Genomic DNA, 18540 nt, shown 5'->3' on the forward strand with positions numbered 1-18540 from the left:
ACTTTAATATAACATAGTTTCAGTATAAGGAAATTTATATCAACCCGCAAACACCATCACTGTTTTCCGGCGTTCTGCAAATTTCAGATTTGCGGATTGGAAGGGACCGAAGTGGCTGGAATTTACCTGGCTCCTAGAGTATTCTTAAAAGAAGACGGCAATGATTTTCATCGAATGGTTAAATATAAAAAAAATGGGGGAAACGTATCTAAAAAGGAGGAATAGCCAATGGGTGATTTATTTGAAATATTGGAATCGAAAATTATGGGGCATAATTTAAAGATCGTTTTTCCAGAAGGGTTGGATGAACGGATTTTGGGAGCGGCAGGCAGGCTTGCCAAAGCTAAACTGGTGACACCTGTATTGATCGGGGATATCGGGTTGATTCAAGAGAAGGCAAAAGATTTAAAGATCTCCCTTGATGCAATCGAAATATATGATCCGAAGAATTATATCATGATGGATGAAATGGTAGAAGCATTCGTTAAGGTCCGTGATGGTAAAGCGACCGATGTACAAGCGCGTGAAATCTTAATGGATGAGAACTATTTCGGTACCATGCTCGTCCAAATGAAACTGGCACATGGAATGGTCAGCGGCGCAACTCATTCGACTGCCGATACGGTTCGGCCCGCCCTAAGGATCATTAAAACAAAGCCAGGCGTCCAAAAAACATCGGGAGTATTCATCATGGTCCGGGATGAAGAAAAATATGTGTTCGCGGATTGTGCCATCAATATAAACCCCGATTCCCAGGACCTGGCTGAAATTGCTATAGAAAGTGCGAAGACTGCACTAATGTTCGATATCGAACCGCGTGTGGCGATGCTGAGCTTTTCGACGAAGGGATCCGCAACATCCCCTGAGACCTTAAAAGTGGTTGATGCTGTCGATTTGGCAAAAGAAATGGACCCTGAAATCATCCTTGATGGGGAATTTCAGTTTGACGCGGCCTTCGTTCCTTCAGTAGCAAGAAAAAAAGCACCGGATTCCCTTATTCAGGGGGATGCGAATGTTTTTATTTTTCCAAGTCTCGAAGCAGGGAACATCAGCTATAAGATGGTACAGCGCTTGGGCGGCTTCGAAGCGGTCGGTCCGATCCTTCAGGGCCTGAATCGTCCGGTGAATGACCTTTCGAGGGGATGCAGTGAAGAGGATGTATATAAACTGGCTGTCATTACAGCGGCACAGGGGTTTGTGGCGCAGTATCAATAGGCAGCTTGAGGATTAAATGTTAGAGGGAGATTCGTATGGGTGAAATAGATTCATTATTAATGCAGCAAGAGTGGAGGATTATTGATCAATCTTCCGTCGGACCTCAGTTTCCTGCTCTGGAGTCCTTTGCGATGGATGATACATTTTGTGCTTCCGTAGGGTCAGGTGAATCAGCGGCCGTAGCCAGAGCGTGGGTACACCACCGAACCATCGTCATGGGTATACAGGATACGAAGTTGCCTTTTCTTAAAAAGGGTTTGGATCATTTAGAAGAACATGGCTTTCAGGCCATCGTGAGGAATTCCGGAGGGCTGGCAGTCGTGCTGGATGAGGGTGTCCTTAATTTGTCGCTCATTTTTCCTGAAAACGAGCGGAAAATTGAAATCAATCGTGGATATGATGCGATGTGGGAGCTTGTCCAATTGATGTTTTCCGATTTCCCAGTCACGATGGAAGCAAGGGAAATCGTCGGTTCCTATTGTCCTGGAAGTTATGATTTAAGTATAAATGGGCAAAAATTTGCCGGTATTTCCCAACGTAGGATCCGCAATGGCGTAGCGGTGCAAATCTATTTGTGTGTCAATGGAAGCGGAGCTGAACGTGCCAGTCTCGTGAAGGGTTTTTATGATGCAGCTAAAGGAAATGCAGCAACCAAATTCGTTTATCCTGATATCGTCCCTTCGGTGATGGCGTCCCTAACTGAATTGTTGGGTGTGCAATTGAGTGTTCAGGACGTGATGCTCAGATTCCTGCATGTATTGAAGGAACATAGCGAAAGGATATTCTCTGACACTCTTTCCGTTCAGGAATGGCCGATGTATGAGGCATACTTGACAAGAGTGGTGGAACGCAATGATAAAGTATTTGATGCATTAAAGGATTGAAATGAACGAAGCCGTTCCATTAAGTCAGGAACGGCTTTGTTCATTTAATACGAATTTAGCATTCACTGAAACTGTAAAAGGACTGGATGATAGGCAGCGGCGTCCAGGGAGATATTATTCCTTCTTCTTGAAACAATGAAAAAAAGAGCCTTATTGGCTCCCTTTTTCGGATAAACATGGGTGAAACGGCCTTTATCATGTGGTTGATCTATGTAACTTATCCCCACATTATCTTATTACTCGGCCATTTTTTCCAAATTGCCATTCCGGTCCATCTTGAATTTAGTTGCCGGACGTTCCTCTTCCTCTAACAATACCAGCTTTCTTGCTCGATTCATGATATTCATCAAAGTTTCATAATCTTCCTGCATCAAGCCGCTGTTTTGCTCTAGGTGGCTGATTTTATTCTCCAATTCTTCATTTCGTTTTTTCAGCCCTTTAATTTCAAGCTTCAATCTTTCATTTTCGGTTTTTAATACTTCGGCTTGGAGCATGCGGCCGTTCATAGATTCCAAATAGGCGATGACGGTATCAAGGCTCATGGCCGTTTCCAAGGTAACTGGTGTGTGCTGTGTCTTAGGAGCGAGGGCTTCTGCCACAACGAATTCCTCTGCTGCTTCATAATTGGTAATATCGACTTCGGATTTCAACTCTAGTTCCTCTTCTTGTACATGGGGAACCATTATGTCGGAAATCGTTGGGGACGGCGGTGTATAAAGAAGTCGTTTTTTTCCTCCTTGATCTTTTCCAAGGATCCTTTGCCGCTGCTTACGCTGTTTCTTGGCAAGGGAAAGCGCTTTATCATAATTATGCCGGACAACTGCATTCCAGCGGAATCCGCATGCTGCAGAGGTGCGATTCAACTTATCTCCTACCTCTTCAAAAGCATTGAGCTGAGTGCTGCCTTCCCGCACATGGCGCAATACCGTTTCTGCCAAAAGCAAATCATCTTCTTCTGTCCAGGCGTCTTGACGAACCTTCATTTCTACATACTCCCTTTCTGGTAATTTTTTAAATAAATAACTATATAAAATATCGTGTGGCAGTGATTTATGGAGTGTTCTACTAGCATTTTGGACAAAATATGGATTTTTTATACAAAAAGGTTAAAAGGATACTAGTTTTTTGATTATTTACATGCTTTTCACATCATCCAGCCCTCTTGATATTCATAAGTAGAAACGGTAAAATACCCTTTAGTCGTATAAATGGATGAAAAATAGTTTGTCATGGAAAGGATGGTGACCGGAGGATGTCCAATGAATTCAGAGTGTGCGATGACTGCTTGGCGGTAAACATTAAAACGTTGATCCCGCGTCTTGAAAAGCTTGATCCCGACGCGAAAATTGAAGTGGGCTGTCAATCCTATTGCGGTCCTGGCAGAAAGAAGTCTTTTGCCTTTGTCAATAACCGTCCAGTTGCTGCACCGACAGAAGACGAGTTACTAGATAAAATCAATAAAAAACTAAAGTAGGATCCATGATATATAGTTAGAGTGGATTGTTTGCTTATGATAAATGAAACAAGTAATCATCACCCAGATTCGACACACTGCGGTGATTTTTTATTTCTTTAATTTCAAGACAAAATCGGACTGAAACTTCCGTTTTCTTACAAAATGACCCCTCTTACTAGCAAGGTGGAAGTTAGGGTTTTTTGTCAAAACACGCTATAATGAGTGCATCGAGATTACGAAAAAGAGGGTAGTTCATGGAATATTCCGGTGAAAAATTACAAGAAGAAAAAGTATTCAAGGACCCGGTGCACCGATATATACATGTTCGCGACCGGGTTATATGGGATTTAATAGGGACGAAGGAATTTCAGCGTCTTCGAAGGATCAAACAGCTGGGAACGACTTATTTAACCTTTCATGGTGCGGAACATAGTCGGCTTAGCCATTCGCTTGGAGTATACGAGATTGTTCGGAGAATCGTGGATGATGTTTTCGAGGGCAGACCCGAATGGAAACCTGAGGAACGGTTACTATCCTTGTGCGCAGCACTTCTGCATGATTTGGGTCATGGTCCTTTCTCTCATTCTTTTGAAAAAGTGTTTGACCTGGATCATGAGCAATTCACGAGGCAGATAATCCTCGGCGATACGGAAGTTAATAGGATCCTCCTTAGGGTTGGACGTGATTTTCCTAAGAAAGTGGCAGAAGTCATAGCGAAAACCTATAAAGGCAAATTAGTAGTCAGCCTGATTTCAAGTCAGATCGATGCTGATAGAATGGACTATTTACAGCGTGATGCTTACTTCACTGGCGTGAGTTATGGACATTTCGATATGGAAAGGCTTTTGCGTGTAATGAGGCCAAGGGAAGAACATGCCGTCATAAAACAAAGCGGGATGCATGCGGTTGAGGATTATATCATGAGTCGATACCAAATGTATTGGCAGGTTTATTTCCATCCAGTTACGAGAAGTGCGGAGGTCATACTTACCAAGATTCTACATAGAGCGAAACATTTATATGAATCCGGTTATGAGTTTGCACAAGAACCACACCATTTTTATTCATTGTTCAGGGGAGAAGTGACTTTAACGGACTACTTGAAAATGGATGAATCGGTGATGCTCTATTATTTCGAAGCATGGGAAGACGAAAACGATGCGATTTTAAAAGATTTATGCACTCGCTTCGTTAACCGTAAACTATTTAAATATGTGGAATTCCATCCATCGAACAGTCAAATGAACAGGTTGATGGAGTTAAGGACGCTATTCAAGAAGGCGGGCATTGATCCGGATTATTATCTCGTCGTCGATTCTTCATCAGATCTGCCGTATGATTTTTACCGGCCAGGTGAGGAAGAGGAGAGACTGCCGATTCACTTGCTGAAAAATAATGGCGAAATTCGTGAATTATCGCGTGAATCCGAAATTGTCGATGCAATTTCAGGGAAAAGAAGAACGGATCATAAGTTGTATTATCCTGCGGATTTATTGCGTGATGAATCTACGAAGAAAAATATAAAAAAACAGATTCGTAAGCTTCTGGAGCTATCGGATTAAAGTGGTACATTTTTGGTGAGGAGTGACGAGCCTTGTTTAAGGATCATGCAAACATTATCAATGCAATTTCTACTGCCGGTGAAATCTCGGGTCGGAAAAAATTACAAAAGATCGTTTATATCGCGAAGAAGCTGTCCTTCCCATTTCATGAAAAGTTTCAGTTTCACTTTTATGGACCGTATTCGGAGGAGTTGACCTTACGGATTGAAGAGCTCTGCGAAATGGGCTACTTGAATGAAGTGAGGGAAAAAAAAGCAGGCTATTATCAATATTGTTATTCGATAACGGATGCAGGCCGGGATTTCCTATCCATACAGGAAGTGGAGATGCCGGCGCTTGAGGCATGCTTACAGGATATGAACGAACAGAATGCCAGGTTTTTGGAGCTGGTTTCAACGGTATTATACTTCGACACGCTTGAAAAAGAGGAAGTCACCGAGAAAATTTTCACGCTGAAAAGCAAACAAAAATATACGCTTGAAGAAATTGATGAGGCATATGAATATATTGAGCAGCTAAAAACAAAAGCTAAGCCGAATTGATGGCTTAGCTTTTCCCCATTATGTAAAACTTATTGATCGCTTTTACGGACACCGGCTACTGCTAAATGATTTTTTGACATTTCTTCAATGAAAATCGTCACGGCTTCAGCTGGTGCTCCAGTTGTTTCCGTAACGGCTGCAGTCACCTTTTCGACTAAAGCCTTTTTTTGTTCGTCTGTACGGCCTTCAAGCATTTTGACTGTTACATATGGCATCTATTTTTCCCCCCTTCCTCTCTTATCTTGTAGTGTTTCACAATGGAAAGAGAAATGCAAGACACGGAAGTCAGAGTTTTTTCACTTCTTGCTCTTTTGATGTATACTAACGGTAATAAACAATGGGGGAGAAGCTATCGATGGAATTCTTTGATCAAATAGGAAGGTTTTTGGCTTATCCTTTGGAACAGCTTCCATATGTCATTGTGTCACTGTTAATCGCATTTACGGTTCATGAATTTTCCCATGCCTATGTGGCCTATAAGTTCGGTGACCCGACTGCAAAGAATGAAGGAAGAGTCACATTGAATCCGATTTCGCATTTGGATCCAATCGGAACTCTGTTGATATTGATAGCCGGATTTGGTTGGGCGAGACCCGTACCGGTTAATCGTTTTCATTTCAAGAATCCAAAATTGGCAGGGGTGCTCGTCTCTTTTGCCGGTCCGTTCAGTAATTTGCTTGTTGCAATTTTGGGGTACTTGATTTTTTATGGGTTGCTGGCGGCAGGCGTTGGACCTGATTTACCGTTCTTCGTTCAGCCATTCTTCGAGGTGCTCATCAACTTGAATATCCTTCTGTTTGTATTTAATCTGTTACCGCTGCCGCCGCTCGATGGTTATAGGATCGTACAGGATCTTGTTTCAGCTGACTTGCGGGCAAAAATGACCCAGTATGAACAATATGGCTCACTGATTTTTTTGATTCTGATCATCACACCGCTGAGCAAGTATACAATTGGCCCGATTTTGAACAATGTTGTACCATTGGTAGGCGACGTCCTGAGTCGGTTCTTTACACTTTTGCTTTTTTAAACGATAGGAAATGACAAACCATTAAGGGGGATATAAGCATGGATGAACAACCAAAGAAAAAGGTAGGCTTCAATATTATAAAAAACGACCCAACAGAAGGTCATGGCGGATATGGAGCAGGGGTATTAACGCTCGATAATATTTCCCCGGTCATCATCGATGTGGATGCAGGTGAAGCAGAGGTCGATATCGGCGCGATGCATGCAAGAAGTGCAGTGGAAAAAGGGATCAAGTTTTTAAAGACTAAAGAAGAGGTCCCGAATGCCAAACCTTACTGGCTTGTTTGGGTGACCATTGAAGCCACTCAAAATGGCCCGCACTATGCAGGTGTGACAGCATGTGAAATGATGGTTGACAGGTCAATTAGACGCGGTTACAAATCGCTCCCGGAGCATGTTAACCGGATGGATAAATCGCTAAAGCGAAAAATCATCGTCGAGGACATGGACGATAAATCGAAGCGTGTGCTTGCAGACTTCCTGAAAAATCATGATGCAGGAATGTGGGAGCGTTCTTCAGATCTGCTGAAGGAGTCATTGACGGTTTGAAACTCGATTAATGGGTGAAATGTTAAGTTTAGTGAAAAATGCACTTGTAGGAAAGCGATAAAATCAGTAAACTTAAAGACAGCAGTTTAGTCACTGTGGAACTAGGACAGAAAAACCCCCGAAGCCGATGCCGGCTTCGGGGGTTTTTCGTTATCCCCAAGGTTTTAAGACTTTTTTGTACCATGGGGCCTTTTTATGTTCTTCTTCTTTTGGGGCATGTTTCGGATTCTCGCCCTTAAAGTGCTCGGCACAGTATTCGACAGGTTCGGTCCCTTTAACATAATAAGTCAATCTTGATGCAGGACAGTCCTTTGTGGCCAATTTTCCGCTAACGGGGTTCACGTTTACCCCGATTACGTTTTTGGTTTCCTTAAACGATTTTGCCGGTTTTCCTTGCAGGCCCCTTTCCATATAGGAAGCCCAGATTTTCTTTGCATAGCCTTTTTCAGCAGGGATCTCGATTTTTTTGCCTTGATCATATCCAGTCCATACCCCTGCTACAAGCTCCGGTGTGTATCCGATCATCCAGCTATCAGTCGGAGTGGAGCCTGATTTGCCGGCATATGGGCGGGACAGCTGGGAACTGATGGTGCTGCCGGTCACTTTCGTATAGCCATTTAAGGTTTCATCGAAAACCCCTGTAAGCATCTGGGTCATGACAAATGCCTTATCCTCATCCAAAATCTGTTCCGGTTTATCATTTTCATCAAAAATCACTTCACCTTTTTGATTTTCAACCTTTTTGATAAACACGGGTTCAACCTTCTTGCCGCCGTTAGCCAGAATGCTGTATGCGTTCACCATTTCAATCGCCCTTACACCTGACGTACCGAGTGCCAGGGAAGGTACCGCATCCATCTTTGCCGTGATGCCGAAACGGTGCGCGGTATCGACCAATGTCTGTTCCCCAAGGAACAAGTGCGTTTTTACGGCGAAGATATTATCGGAAAGAGCAATGGCCTGAGCCATCGTGATTTCGCCCTCCGCATATTGATGGTTGTAATTATGCGGTGTGTAAGATGAGTGACCATCATCGAAAGAAAATGTAGTTGTCTCGCTTTTTAAGGTGGTGGACGGTGTGAAACCATTCTCCAGAGCTGAATAGTATAGCAAGGGCTTCATGGTTGAACCAGGCTGGCGAACGGCCTGTGTTGCCCGATTGAATGGCGACTCGGAGTAATCTTTCCCTCCTACCAGCGCACGGACCTCCCCTGTATCCGGATCCATTGCCACTATCGAGGCTTGAATGCCTGATGACTTGGGTATGGTATTGGAAAGAACTTCTTCAGCAGCGTCCTGCTGGGTTTCGTCCAGTGTGGTATAGACCTTAAGCCCGCCAAGCTCGATCGTCCTGTCATCTAAATGAAGCTGAGTTTTTAAAGCCTGCTTGACGGCATCCTGGAAATAGGGAGCGGTCTTCTTGGTGACCGTTCCGTGTTCCCCTTTTAATGTAAGGGATGTTCGCAGCGCTTCCGCGATATCCTTTTCTGAAACGTAGTTTTTGCTTTTCATGGATTGCAGGACGATTCTCTGCCTTGATTTGGCTTTTTCAAAGTTATCCAATGGAGAATAGTTTGACGGCCCTTTTGGTATTCCGGCCAGCATGCTCGCTTCAGGAAGAGTCAAATCCTTGGCATCCTTGCCAAAGTAATATTGGCTTGCAGCTTGAGCTCCATAGGCACCATGGCCATAGTAAATCGTATTTAAATAGCCTTCTAGAATTTCCTTTTTGGAGTAGTTCATTTCTAAACGTATCGTATAAAAGGCCTCATTAAATTTACGCGACCACGTTTTGTCATGCCCAAGAAACAGGTTCCTGGCATACTGCTGGGTAATGGTGCTCGCACCCTGGACTTTGGACATTGCCTTAATATCAGCAAGGATGGCTCCGCCGATCCGCTTTATATCAAATCCATTATGTGTGTAAAATTGACGGTCCTCAACGGCTACAGTCGCTTTGATGAGCTCTGGTGAAATCGACTCCATTCCGGCCCAATAACGTTTCTGGCCATTATCGGTTTCACCGATCACATTTCCATTATCACTATAATAGAGAGTGGACTGTGGCACGACCAAAGGAGGCGGACCTAATATTTTTGCATAAATCAGTAAAGAGAGAAGCAATACAAAGAGTATTGTGAGCCCGATTGTGGCAAGGATAATGAAGGCCCGTACATATTTAGTTGTCCTTTTAAATCGTTCGCTTGGAATCAATTCCATTGCTTTCACCTCTCTTATCACGTAAGAATCTAGTATCTATTACTATTATGGAAAAAAAAGAAAATTTTAAACATAAGAACTGCATTTAAGAAATTTATCTTGCAATTCTGCTAGATTCGTCTATAATTTTTCTAGCTAATGACTATACCGATTTTGGGGAACCTATAAGGTGACTGACAATATGAAATGGAAAAGGAGCGTTAATAAATGAGCATTTGGTTTACTGAAAAACAAACAGAGAATTTTGGTATTACGATGAAAGTGAATCGTACTTTACATACGGAGCAAACTGAGTTTCAAAAGCTGGATATGATTGAAACGGAAGAGTGGGGCAATATGCTGTTGCTGGATGACATGGTAATGACTTCACAGCGTGATGAATTCGTGTACCATGAAATGGTAGCCCATGTTCCTTTATTTACCCATCCTAATCCAGAAAACGTTTTGGTTGTAGGAGGAGGGGACGGAGGAGTTATCCGTGAAATCCTAAAACACCCAAGCGTAAAAAAAGCTACATTGGTGGATATCGATGGGAAAGTTATCGAATACTCAAAGAAATTCCTGCCTGAAATCGCAGGCATGCTTGAAGATCCGCGTGTAGACGTACAAGTTGGGGATGGCTTCATGCACATCGCCAAAAGTGAAAATGAATATGACGTGATCATGGTTGACTCGACTGAACCAGTCGGACCTGCTGTCAATTTATTCACTAAAGGTTTTTATGCCGGGATTTCCAAGGCTTTGAAAGAAGACGGGATTTTTGTGGCACAATCCGACAATCCTTGGTTTAAAGCGGACTTAATTCGTGATGTACAACGTGATGTAAAAGAAATATTTCCAATCACCAGCTTGTATTTAGCGAATATCCCGACGTACCCAAGCGGCCTTTGGGCGTTCACGATCGGATCGAAAAAATATAATCCATTAGAAGTGACTGAAGATCGTTTCCATGAATTAGAAACGAAATATTATACAAAAGAACTTCATAAAGCAGCTTTCGTTCTGCCTAAATTCGTTCAAGATTTAGTGAAATAAGGGAGGCATGGAGCATGAAATTCGATGAAGCCTATTCAGGCAATGTATTCATTAAAAGCCATCCTGTTTTTGAGGAATCGGAAGCTGTGCTATACGGCATGCCGATGGACTGGACGGTAAGCTTCCGTCCGGGTTCCCGCTTCGGCCCTACCCGAATTCGTGAAGTTTCGATTGGTTTGGAAGAGTACAGCCCGTATTTAGATCGTGAATTAGAAGAAGTTAAATTCTTTGATGCCGGGGATATACCATTACCATTCGGCAATCCGCAGCGCAGTATCGATATGATTGAAAAATATGTCGACAGCTTGTTGGATGCAGGTAAGTTCCCAATAGGTATGGGCGGGGAACATCTTGTAACATGGCCTGTCATCAAAGCCATGTTCAAAAAGTATCCCGATATGGCCATCATCCATATGGATGCCCATACAGATTTACGTGAGGATTATGAAGGAGAGCCGCTTTCCCATGCGTCCATCATCCGTAAATCCGCAGAACTTATCGGCCCGAAAAATGTATACTCTTTCGGCATTCGTTCCGGTTTGAAGGAAGAATTCCAATGGGCGAAAGAAAATGGCATGCACATCTCTAAATTTGAAGTTCTTGAACCTCTGAAAGAAGTACTGCCGCAGTTAGCTGGCCGTCCTGTATATGTGACGATCGACATCGATGTTCTTGATCCTGCGCACGCGCCGGGAACAGGCACCGTAGATTGTGGAGGCATCACCTCCAAAGAGCTTTTAGCTTCGATTCATGAGATAGCACGGTCTGAAATTAATGTAGTCGGCTGCGATTTAGTAGAAGTGGCACCGATTTATGATCCATCCGAGCAAACTGCGAACACTGCGAGTAAGCTGATTCGCGAAATGATTTTAGGTTGGGTTCAAAAAGGTTAATTGATGTAAGACTTGACTTGACTGTTCCTGTTTTTTGGCGGGAATGGTCTTTTTTTATCCATTCAGGGAAAGAATTTTACATTTGATGGACTCTATTTGAATAATTCCGCCCCGATGAGTCATTATTGTGTTAAATTCAAATGAATTGCAACAACATGATTTCGAATGTTTATCCTCACTTTTTTTGATTTACACTTTATTTTCCGCTCCAAGTTGAAACTTCCTTGAAGAATATTTATACTTATAAAGTTAAGAACGACATGATGAAGGAAGTGTAGCTTTGACTCTTCATGATATAGATAAGCAAGCGATTAAAGTGACTTTACAGACAAAAATCAAGCACGGCTCAGAAACGGAAACGTATGAGCTGGTCACATTTGGTACAAAAATGTATAAAGGTGCAGATTTATATTTGCAATATAAAGAGGAAAATGAAGCCGGTCAAATACAAACGACCATCAAGCACAAACTGGATGAAACGATCCTGCTTAGAAATGGTGCCATTAAAATGAGGCAGCTTTTCCGCCTGAAGGAAGCGACAAATGGACATTACGAAAGTATATATGGCAGGTTAGGGTTACGGACGACAGCGAAGAAGATACATCATCAATGGGATGAGCAGACCAAACAAGGGAAACTCGTCCTTAAATATACGTTACATATGCAGGGAAGCGAACCCGGTCAATATGAGATGACGATTTCCTACAAGGAGGAAGCATAGCGAATGAATATAGTAAAAGAGGTACAGGAAAAACTGAAAGAAGAGATTAAAGCGGCAGTCATTAAAGCTGGTTTAGCAACGGAAGAGCAGATTCCAAATGTTGTATTGGAGCTGCCAAGAGATAAGACACATGGAGATTATTCCACGAATATGGCCATGCAATTAACGAAGATTGCAAGGAAAGCACCAAAGATGATAGCAGAGGCAATCATCGAAAACTTTGACAACTCAAAAGCATCCATCGAAAAAATTGAAATTGCAGGACCAGGTTTCATCAACTTCTACATGAATAATGCCTATTTGACAGAATTGGTTCCGGTCATTTTGAAAGTGGATGAAGCATATGGGGAAAGTGACTTTGGAAAAGGGGAAAAAATCCAAGTGGAGTTCGTTTCCGCGAATCCAACAGGTGATCTCCATCTTGGTCATGCACGTGGTGCAGCAGTAGGTGATACGCTATGTAATATCCTCTCTAAAGCAGGTTACGATGTTTCACGTGAATACTATATCAATGATGCAGGAAACCAAATCAATAATTTGGCCATTTCCATAGAAGCCCGCTATTTCCAGGCACTTGGCCTCGAAAAGGATATGCCTGAGGGCGGTTATCATGGCGAAGATATCATTGGCATCGGTAAGACGCTTGCAAGTGAATATGGGGATAAGTATGTAAATGCCGATGAGAAGGAACGTTTTGAATTTTTCCGTGAGTACGGCTTGAAATATGAAATGGAAAAACTGAAAACGGACTTGGGTAATTTCCGTGTCGGTTTTGATGTATGGTACTCCGAAACATCCCTCTATCAAGACGGTAAAATTGATGAAGCACTTAAAGTGTTGAGGGAAAGGGGCCATGTTTACGAGGAAGATGGTGCTACATGGTTCCGCTCTACGGAATTAGGCGATGATAAAGACCGGGTGCTTATTAAACAGGATGGGTCTTACACATATCTGACACCGGATATTGCTTATCACCGTAATAAATTGGAACGCGGCTTTGAAACACTGATCAATATCTGGGGTGCAGATCACCACGGCTATATCCCGCGTATGAAAGCGGCTATCGAAGCATTAGGGTACAATCGCGAGCAGCTTGAAGTCGAAATCATCCAGCTTGTACACCTGTACAAGGATGGCGAGAAAATGAAGATGAGCAAGCGTACAGGTAAAGCAGTTACGATGCGTGACCTTATTGATGAAGTAGGTCTGGATGCAACACGGTATTTCTTTGCGATGAGAAGTGCGGATACTCATATGGACTTCGACTTGGATCTTGCGGTCTCACAATCCAATGAAAACCCGGTTTATTATGCACAGTATGCCCACGCCCGTATTTCCAGCATTTTGCGCCAAGGTGTGGAACAAGGGATCAGCTATGAAGGAGTAACTGATTTCTCTGCCCTATCTACTGAAAAAGAAGTGGAACTTTTGAAGAAATTAGGAGAATTCCCGCAGGCTATAGCGGAAGCAGCTGAAAAAAGGATGCCTCACCGCATGACGAATTATATATATGACCTGGCTTCTACATTCCACAGTTTCTATAATGCAGATAAGGTTCTGGATGTTGAAGAGATGGAAAGAAGTAAGGCACGTCTAGGACTGGTCAAATCCGTCCAAATTACTTTAAATAATGCATTGGCCATCATCGGGGTTTCGGCACCGGAAAAAATGTAATGGAAAAAGCGGCTGTTTCTTGCGAAACAGCCGCTTTTTTTTAGGTTAATTAACACTCGACGGCACCGCCGCTCACCCTTTTTACACCACGAACCTTAGCTATATCTTCAATCAGCTGCAGCATCGCCCGGTCCTTCATCTTGGCCTCGATCATGAAATCAACGTCCTGTCCAAGATCCTTAAGCACTTTAAAGAGGGGCATGATGAACTCCAAATCGATATAATCTGCATGTGAGCGAAATTCACCTGCCGATTTTGGGGAGGAAATATGAATCTTTGGTACCGCCCCTGCCTGACTCCAAGTGGTGAACACCTCGGTGAGCAGCTCGTTAAGCGGCTCATCTGAAAGGTTTGCGAGATGATGGTGGTAATCGAATACAAGTGGGATGCCCTCCCTCTTACATACACCCAGGGTTTCAGATGCTGTATAGGTTTTATCATCATTCTCCAAAGTCATTCTTTCCTTGACGTGCATAGGCAGCGATTTAAGGTTGTCATGAACCCTTACAAGGGCGGACTCTTTATCACCATAAGCTCCACCGACATGGATATTGATGAAAGAGGTGTCCGCTATGCCCATTGCATCAAGCATTTTATAATGGAACTCCATATCTTTTACGGCATTTTGTGTAATCTCGGGTTTTGGGCTGGTAAATAGCGTAAACTGATTCGGATGAAAGCTGAGCCTCATCTTGTGTGCAGTGGCCCAATCACCAAGCTGTTTCCACTCTTTTTTAAAAGGAGTAACGAAATCCCATTCTATTTCGGGATGTGTGGCTAAAGGAACAATGGAACTGGACATCCGGTATATTTCAATTTGGTGTGCCGTGTTATATTGAAGGACCCTTAAGGTATTTTCAATGTTCTGCCTAGTCACATCCAGGAGTTTTTCCTTTCCTTTTTCTGGGCCAAGTGTGCTATATCTCTTGAAAGTAAGTGTCTTAGCCGGAGAAGCTTCCCATAAACAGGTGGCATTGGATACGAATCCAAATCTAATTTTCATTATATTTTTTCTCCTTGAGCAACAGGTTGTCAAAGAAAAGGAGAAAGGATGGAAGCCAGCGATTCTTTTGCAGAACGGACTACATTCATGCTGGAAAGCTCTTCCCCGTTTAGCGGCTTGGATTCGGCCAGGTCCACTGCCAATTCCTTTTCTACACCTTTTATAAATGTCCGGTCAAATATGATGCAGTTTATTTCACTATTTAAAAAACAACTGCGTTTATCAAAATTAGCCGTACCGATATCACACATTATATCATCGATCAGTATCACTTTAGAATGGTAGAACCCTCTTTGAAATTGCATGATTTCAGCCCCGTCTTTTATTAGTACCCGGAAATAGGGAAAAGAAGCTTCCTTGACAAGGGAGTGGTCTGAAATTTCAGGTACGATGACCGTAACGGAAACATTGCGTGCAAGTGCTTCCCTTAATTCTTGAAATAAAGTTTCACTGGGAATGAAGTATGGAGTCCCGATAATGATTTTCTTAGTGGCTTGACGAATCATGTGTGTCAGTGACTGTTCAAGATCACTGCCATTCGTGACGAAAACCTGATGTGCCTGCGTCCCGAGAGTCAATGTCGGGAAATAGGCAGGTGCTCCTCTGTAATCCTCATTTGTATCATAGAACCAATCCGAAAGAAAGACTTCCTGAAGGTCCTTTACACCCTCACCGGTCATTTTTAAATGGTAATCTCTCCATGGGTTCAGCTTCTCCCCCTGGTTTATATACTCCTTACCGATATTAAAGCCGCCAAGATAGCCAATTTTTCCGTCTATCACCGTAATCTTACGGTGGTTTCTTTTTTGTATTGTATAGAAAAGGAAGGGGAGCTTCGGTTTAAAGCTGAAAGAAAAATGAACACCGCTTTCAGTCAGCTCCTGAATGGTTTGACGGGACATCTTTTTACTTCCTATCCAATCGACTAAAAGCCGCACTTCCACGCCCGCTTCCGCTTTTGACTGCAGTAACTTCAAAAAGTCCTTGCTGAATTTATCATTTTTTACTATATAAAAAAGGATATGGATGGAATCCTGAGCTTGCCTGACTTCCTCAATATAATCTTCAAACAGGATTTTCCCTGATGTGAATACAGTCATTTCGCTTTTCCGAGGCGGATATTTAATGTTGGTTGTGTGCTTCAAATAACGCTTATGCCCTACCTTAAGATCAACCCAGCACCAAGAGAAGATCAATAAAAATATAGAGGCAATCGTAGTGATTATCTTCAAAAAAAATCCCCCCTAAATGATTATATTTAGTTTGGCTCTAATTCCCTGTCAGTAACCATTAAAAAGCGGAGAAAGGGTCCTCATTTTTTCAGAATGAAGAAGGGTAATACACAGAATTGTCGAATTATATAATCAAGTAACCGAAAAATTAAATTGATTTAGAAAGAAAAAAGTTGACTGAATGCTCATTCATTATATAATGGAGTTAATCAAATTTCAGAAAAATGCCAAATTTCCCATAATGGTTCCTGGCATTTTACAAATTACTAAAGAGGGGGAAAGACTGCATGGAAATGAATGGCCTACTGTGGATCAACTTAGTTGCATTCCTGCTTGTAACCGCTTACGCCGCCGGTTTATTTGTCTATTTGATAAAGACTCGTATAGCTTATATAAAACTTGGCAAAAAAGTGGAATTCGATAACCGTGTGAAGGATCGTCTTGTTAAAATTGGGGTTTATGTATTTGGACAGAAGAAGCTCTTTAAAGATAAAAAGAGCGGGATCATTCATGCCTTGTTATTTTATGGTTTCATCTTAGTGCAATTTGGCGCACTTGACTTTTTCGTTAAAGGCTTAAGACCGGGGTGGCATTTACCGTTTGGCCCTGTTTATCCGGCCTTTACTTTCTTCCAGGAAATTGTGACGCTTACCGTTCTTGTTGCAATCCTATGGGCGGCATACCGTCGTTATGTCGAAAAGCTCGTTCGCTTGAAAAGGGATTTCAAAGCAGGCCTGGTTGTCATCTTCATTACCGGAATCATGATTACCGTATTGCTGGGGAATGGAATGGGAATGATCTGGCATGGACACGATGCAACTTGGTCGGAGCCAGTCGCATCAAGCATCGCTTTCCTATTCGGCTGGATGGGGACAACAGCGGCGACCGTCGTTTTTTATGTAGCTTGGTGGCTGCATTTACTGATCATATTATCTTTCCTTGTTTATATCCCGCAATCTAAGCACGCTCACTTGATTGCCGGTCCGGTAAATGTATTCCTGAATCGCCTGGACAATCCCGGGAAATTGACACCGGTAGATTTGGAAGAAGAGATTCTCGACAAAGAAGGAAATCAATATTATGGTGCCAAATATATCGAAGACTTGACGCAATATCAAATGGTGGACCTCTATGCCTGTGTGGAGTGCGGACGCTGTACGAATATGTGCCCTGCTACAGGTACCGGTAAAATGCTGTCACCGATGGATATCATAATCAAGATGCGTGACCATTTAACAAATACAGGCGCTGCCGTTACTACGAAGCAGCCATGGGTGCCATCTTTTGTTTTTGGGAATACGAAAGGAAATAAGATTGCTTTGGCTGGTGCCGCGCAGGGGGCGCAGGAATCAGCTGCAGCAACAGAAGCTTACAGTCCGAGCCTGATTGGCGAAGTCATTACGGAAGAAGAACTTTGGGCTTGTACCACATGCCGGAACTGTGAAGATCAATGCCCGGTAATGAATGAACATGTTGACAAAATCATCGATATGCGCCGTTATCTAGTGTTGACGGAAGGCAGACTTGATCCTGATGCGCAACGTGCCATGACGAATATTGAGCGTCAAGGGAACCCGTGGGGACTGAATCGTAAAGAGAGAGAAGATTGGCGAAGCCTTCGGGAAGATGTCAGCGTCCCAACCGTAAAGGAATTAAAAAAGGCAGACGAAGAATTCGAGTATTTATTTTGGGTGGGTTCAATGGGGTCGTATGATAACCGGAGCCAGAAGATTGCCCTTTCCTTTGCTAAATTGTTGAATGAAGCAGGCGTTAAATTTGCAATTCTCGGAAATAAGGAGAAAAACTCAGGGGATACTCCGCGTCGATTGGGTAATGAGTTTGTTTTCCAGGAGCTTGCAATGAAAAATATAGAAGAATTCCAGAAGAATGAAATCAGGAAAATCGTTACCATCGATCCGCATGCATACAATATCTTTAAGAATGAGTATCCGGATTTTGGCTTGGAAGCTGAAGTGTATCACCATACTGAATTGTTAGCCAAACTTGTCAGTGAAGGCAGGTTGGTCCCTCAGTATCCTGTTAATGAGACGATTACATTCCACGACTCCTGTTACTTGGGAAGGTACAATGAAGTTTACAGCCCGCCGCGTGAAATCTTGCAATCCATTGCTGGTGTGAAACTTATTGAAATGGAGCGTAACCGTGAAAAGGGTATGTGCTGTGGAGCAGGAGGCGGTTTGATGTGGATGGAAGAGGAAACAGGAAATCGCATTAATGTGGCCCGTACCGAACAAGCTTTGGCCGTCAGTCCAACAGTGATCAGTTCAGGATGTCCTTATTGCCTGACCATGCTATCCGATGGGACGAAAGCAAAAGAGGTTGAGGAAAATGTTAAAACGTATGATGTAGCAGAACTGCTCGAAAAAGCGGTCATTGGTGAAAACAAATCGATTGCCTCTTAATTTAAATTGAATTGCCTGCTTCTTTTATAAAAGATAAAACAAAAGGGAGCAGGCAATTTTTTTCAATATTTATAAACTAAATATTTTCATTTTTGAGAAAAA

The 18540-nt window shown here is 42.8% G+C and carries 16 protein-coding genes and 2 pseudogenes; 12 read left to right on the forward strand and 6 right to left on the reverse strand.

Going from position 1 to position 18540, the window contains the following annotated elements:
• The first annotated feature begins 228 nt into the window (after nucleotides 1-228).
• Nucleotides 229-1215, forward strand: a complete 987-nt coding sequence (gene pta, locus ACIROD_RS19505) for a phosphate acetyltransferase (RefSeq protein WP_402943274.1) — start codon at nucleotides 229-231, stop codon at nucleotides 1213-1215.
• A 35-nt stretch (nucleotides 1216-1250) separates the two neighbouring features.
• Entirely contained in the window at nucleotides 1251-2099 is an 849-nt protein-coding gene (gene lipL, locus ACIROD_RS19510) for an octanoyl-[GcvH]:protein N-octanoyltransferase (RefSeq protein WP_402943277.1), read from the forward strand.
• A 236-nt stretch (nucleotides 2100-2335) separates the two neighbouring features.
• On the opposite strand, the pseudogene ACIROD_RS19515 reads toward lipL, so the two are convergent.
• Nucleotides 2336-2635, reverse strand: a pseudogene (locus ACIROD_RS19515) (hypothetical protein); the annotation flags it as partial.
• Between the two features lie 167 nt (nucleotides 2636-2802).
• A pseudogene (locus tag ACIROD_RS19520) lies at nucleotides 2803-3082 on the reverse strand (RsfA family transcriptional regulator); the annotation flags it as partial.
• A gap of 269 nt (nucleotides 3083-3351) precedes the next feature.
• Here ACIROD_RS19520 and ACIROD_RS19525 point away from each other — a divergent pair.
• The 3 genes from ACIROD_RS19525 to ACIROD_RS19535 all read left to right on the forward strand — a co-directional run bounded on the left by ACIROD_RS19525 (nucleotide 3352) and on the right by ACIROD_RS19535 (nucleotide 5659).
• A complete protein-coding gene (locus ACIROD_RS19525; protein ID WP_048683566.1) occupies nucleotides 3352-3573 on the forward strand; it encodes a YuzB family protein in 222 nt (73 codons plus the stop codon).
• Nucleotides 3574-3809: 236 nt separating this feature from the next.
• Nucleotides 3810-5117 (forward strand): HD domain-containing protein, encoded by a 1308-nt coding sequence (locus ACIROD_RS19530; RefSeq protein ID WP_101223869.1) that lies wholly within the window; start codon nucleotides 3810-3812, stop codon nucleotides 5115-5117.
• Between the two features lie 32 nt (nucleotides 5118-5149).
• Nucleotides 5150-5659, forward strand: a complete 510-nt coding sequence (locus ACIROD_RS19535) for a YwgA family protein (RefSeq protein WP_098185024.1) — start codon at nucleotides 5150-5152, stop codon at nucleotides 5657-5659.
• A 29-nt stretch (nucleotides 5660-5688) separates the two neighbouring features.
• Here the strand turns inward: ACIROD_RS19535 and ACIROD_RS19540 are convergent, their stop codons facing one another.
• Entirely contained in the window at nucleotides 5689-5874 is a 186-nt protein-coding gene (locus ACIROD_RS19540) for a 2-hydroxymuconate tautomerase (RefSeq protein WP_061465772.1), read from the reverse strand.
• A gap of 140 nt (nucleotides 5875-6014) precedes the next feature.
• Between ACIROD_RS19540 and ACIROD_RS19545 the strand changes: the two genes are divergently transcribed.
• The gene (locus ACIROD_RS19545; protein ID WP_230176100.1) at nucleotides 6015-6689 is read left to right on the forward strand and encodes a site-2 protease family protein; all 675 of its coding nucleotides are present in this window, start codon (nucleotides 6015-6017) and stop codon (nucleotides 6687-6689) included.
• Between the two features lie 38 nt (nucleotides 6690-6727).
• Nucleotides 6728-7237, forward strand: a complete 510-nt coding sequence (locus tag ACIROD_RS19550; RefSeq protein ID WP_230176101.1) for a YwhD family protein — start codon at nucleotides 6728-6730, stop codon at nucleotides 7235-7237.
• A gap of 150 nt (nucleotides 7238-7387) precedes the next feature.
• Here ACIROD_RS19550 and ACIROD_RS19555 read toward each other — a convergent pair whose 3' ends face one another.
• On the reverse strand, nucleotides 7388-9457 hold the full coding sequence (locus ACIROD_RS19555; protein WP_402943283.1) for a transglycosylase domain-containing protein: 2070 nt from the start codon (nucleotides 9455-9457) through the stop codon (nucleotides 7388-7390).
• Between the two features lie 207 nt (nucleotides 9458-9664).
• Between ACIROD_RS19555 and speE the strand changes: the two genes are divergently transcribed.
• The 4 genes from speE (at nucleotide 9665) to argS (ending at nucleotide 13780) form a co-directional block, all read left to right on the forward strand.
• Complete coding sequence (gene speE / locus ACIROD_RS19560; protein WP_101223866.1) at nucleotides 9665-10492, forward strand: spermidine synthase; 828 nt, start codon at nucleotides 9665-9667, stop codon at nucleotides 10490-10492.
• Nucleotides 10493-10506: 14 nt separating this feature from the next.
• The gene (gene speB / locus ACIROD_RS19565) at nucleotides 10507-11385 is read left to right on the forward strand and encodes an agmatinase (protein ID WP_101223865.1); all 879 of its coding nucleotides are present in this window, start codon (nucleotides 10507-10509) and stop codon (nucleotides 11383-11385) included.
• A 280-nt stretch (nucleotides 11386-11665) separates the two neighbouring features.
• Nucleotides 11666-12106 carry a YwiB family protein gene (locus tag ACIROD_RS19570; protein WP_402943286.1) on the forward strand — a complete coding sequence of 147 codons (441 nt, stop codon included), beginning with the start codon at nucleotides 11666-11668 and terminating at the stop codon, nucleotides 12104-12106.
• A 3-nt stretch (nucleotides 12107-12109) separates the two neighbouring features.
• Nucleotides 12110-13780: an arginine--tRNA ligase gene (gene argS / locus ACIROD_RS19575; protein WP_402943289.1), complete on the forward strand. Its 1671-nt coding sequence runs from the start codon at nucleotides 12110-12112 to the stop codon at nucleotides 13778-13780.
• Between the two features lie 49 nt (nucleotides 13781-13829).
• Here argS and uvsE read toward each other — a convergent pair whose 3' ends face one another.
• Both uvsE and cls read right to left on the reverse strand, forming a co-directional pair.
• Nucleotides 13830-14783, reverse strand: coding sequence for a UV DNA damage repair endonuclease UvsE (uvsE, locus tag ACIROD_RS19580; protein ID WP_101223862.1), 954 nt, complete (start codon nucleotides 14781-14783; stop codon nucleotides 13830-13832).
• 29 nt (nucleotides 14784-14812) lie between these two features.
• Nucleotides 14813-16015 (reverse strand): cardiolipin synthase, encoded by a 1203-nt coding sequence (gene cls / locus ACIROD_RS19585; protein WP_402943292.1) that lies wholly within the window; start codon nucleotides 16013-16015, stop codon nucleotides 14813-14815.
• Nucleotides 16016-16308: 293 nt separating this feature from the next.
• Here cls and ACIROD_RS19590 point away from each other — a divergent pair, with 293 nt between their 5' ends.
• The gene (locus ACIROD_RS19590) at nucleotides 16309-18438 is read left to right on the forward strand and encodes a (Fe-S)-binding protein (RefSeq protein WP_402944032.1); all 2130 of its coding nucleotides are present in this window, start codon (nucleotides 16309-16311) and stop codon (nucleotides 18436-18438) included.
• Nucleotides 18439-18540: the final 102 nt, after the last annotated feature.

Source organism: Peribacillus sp. NPDC101481, from assembly GCF_044767165.1.
Classification (GTDB): Bacteria; Bacillota; Bacilli; order Bacillales; family DSM-1321; genus Peribacillus.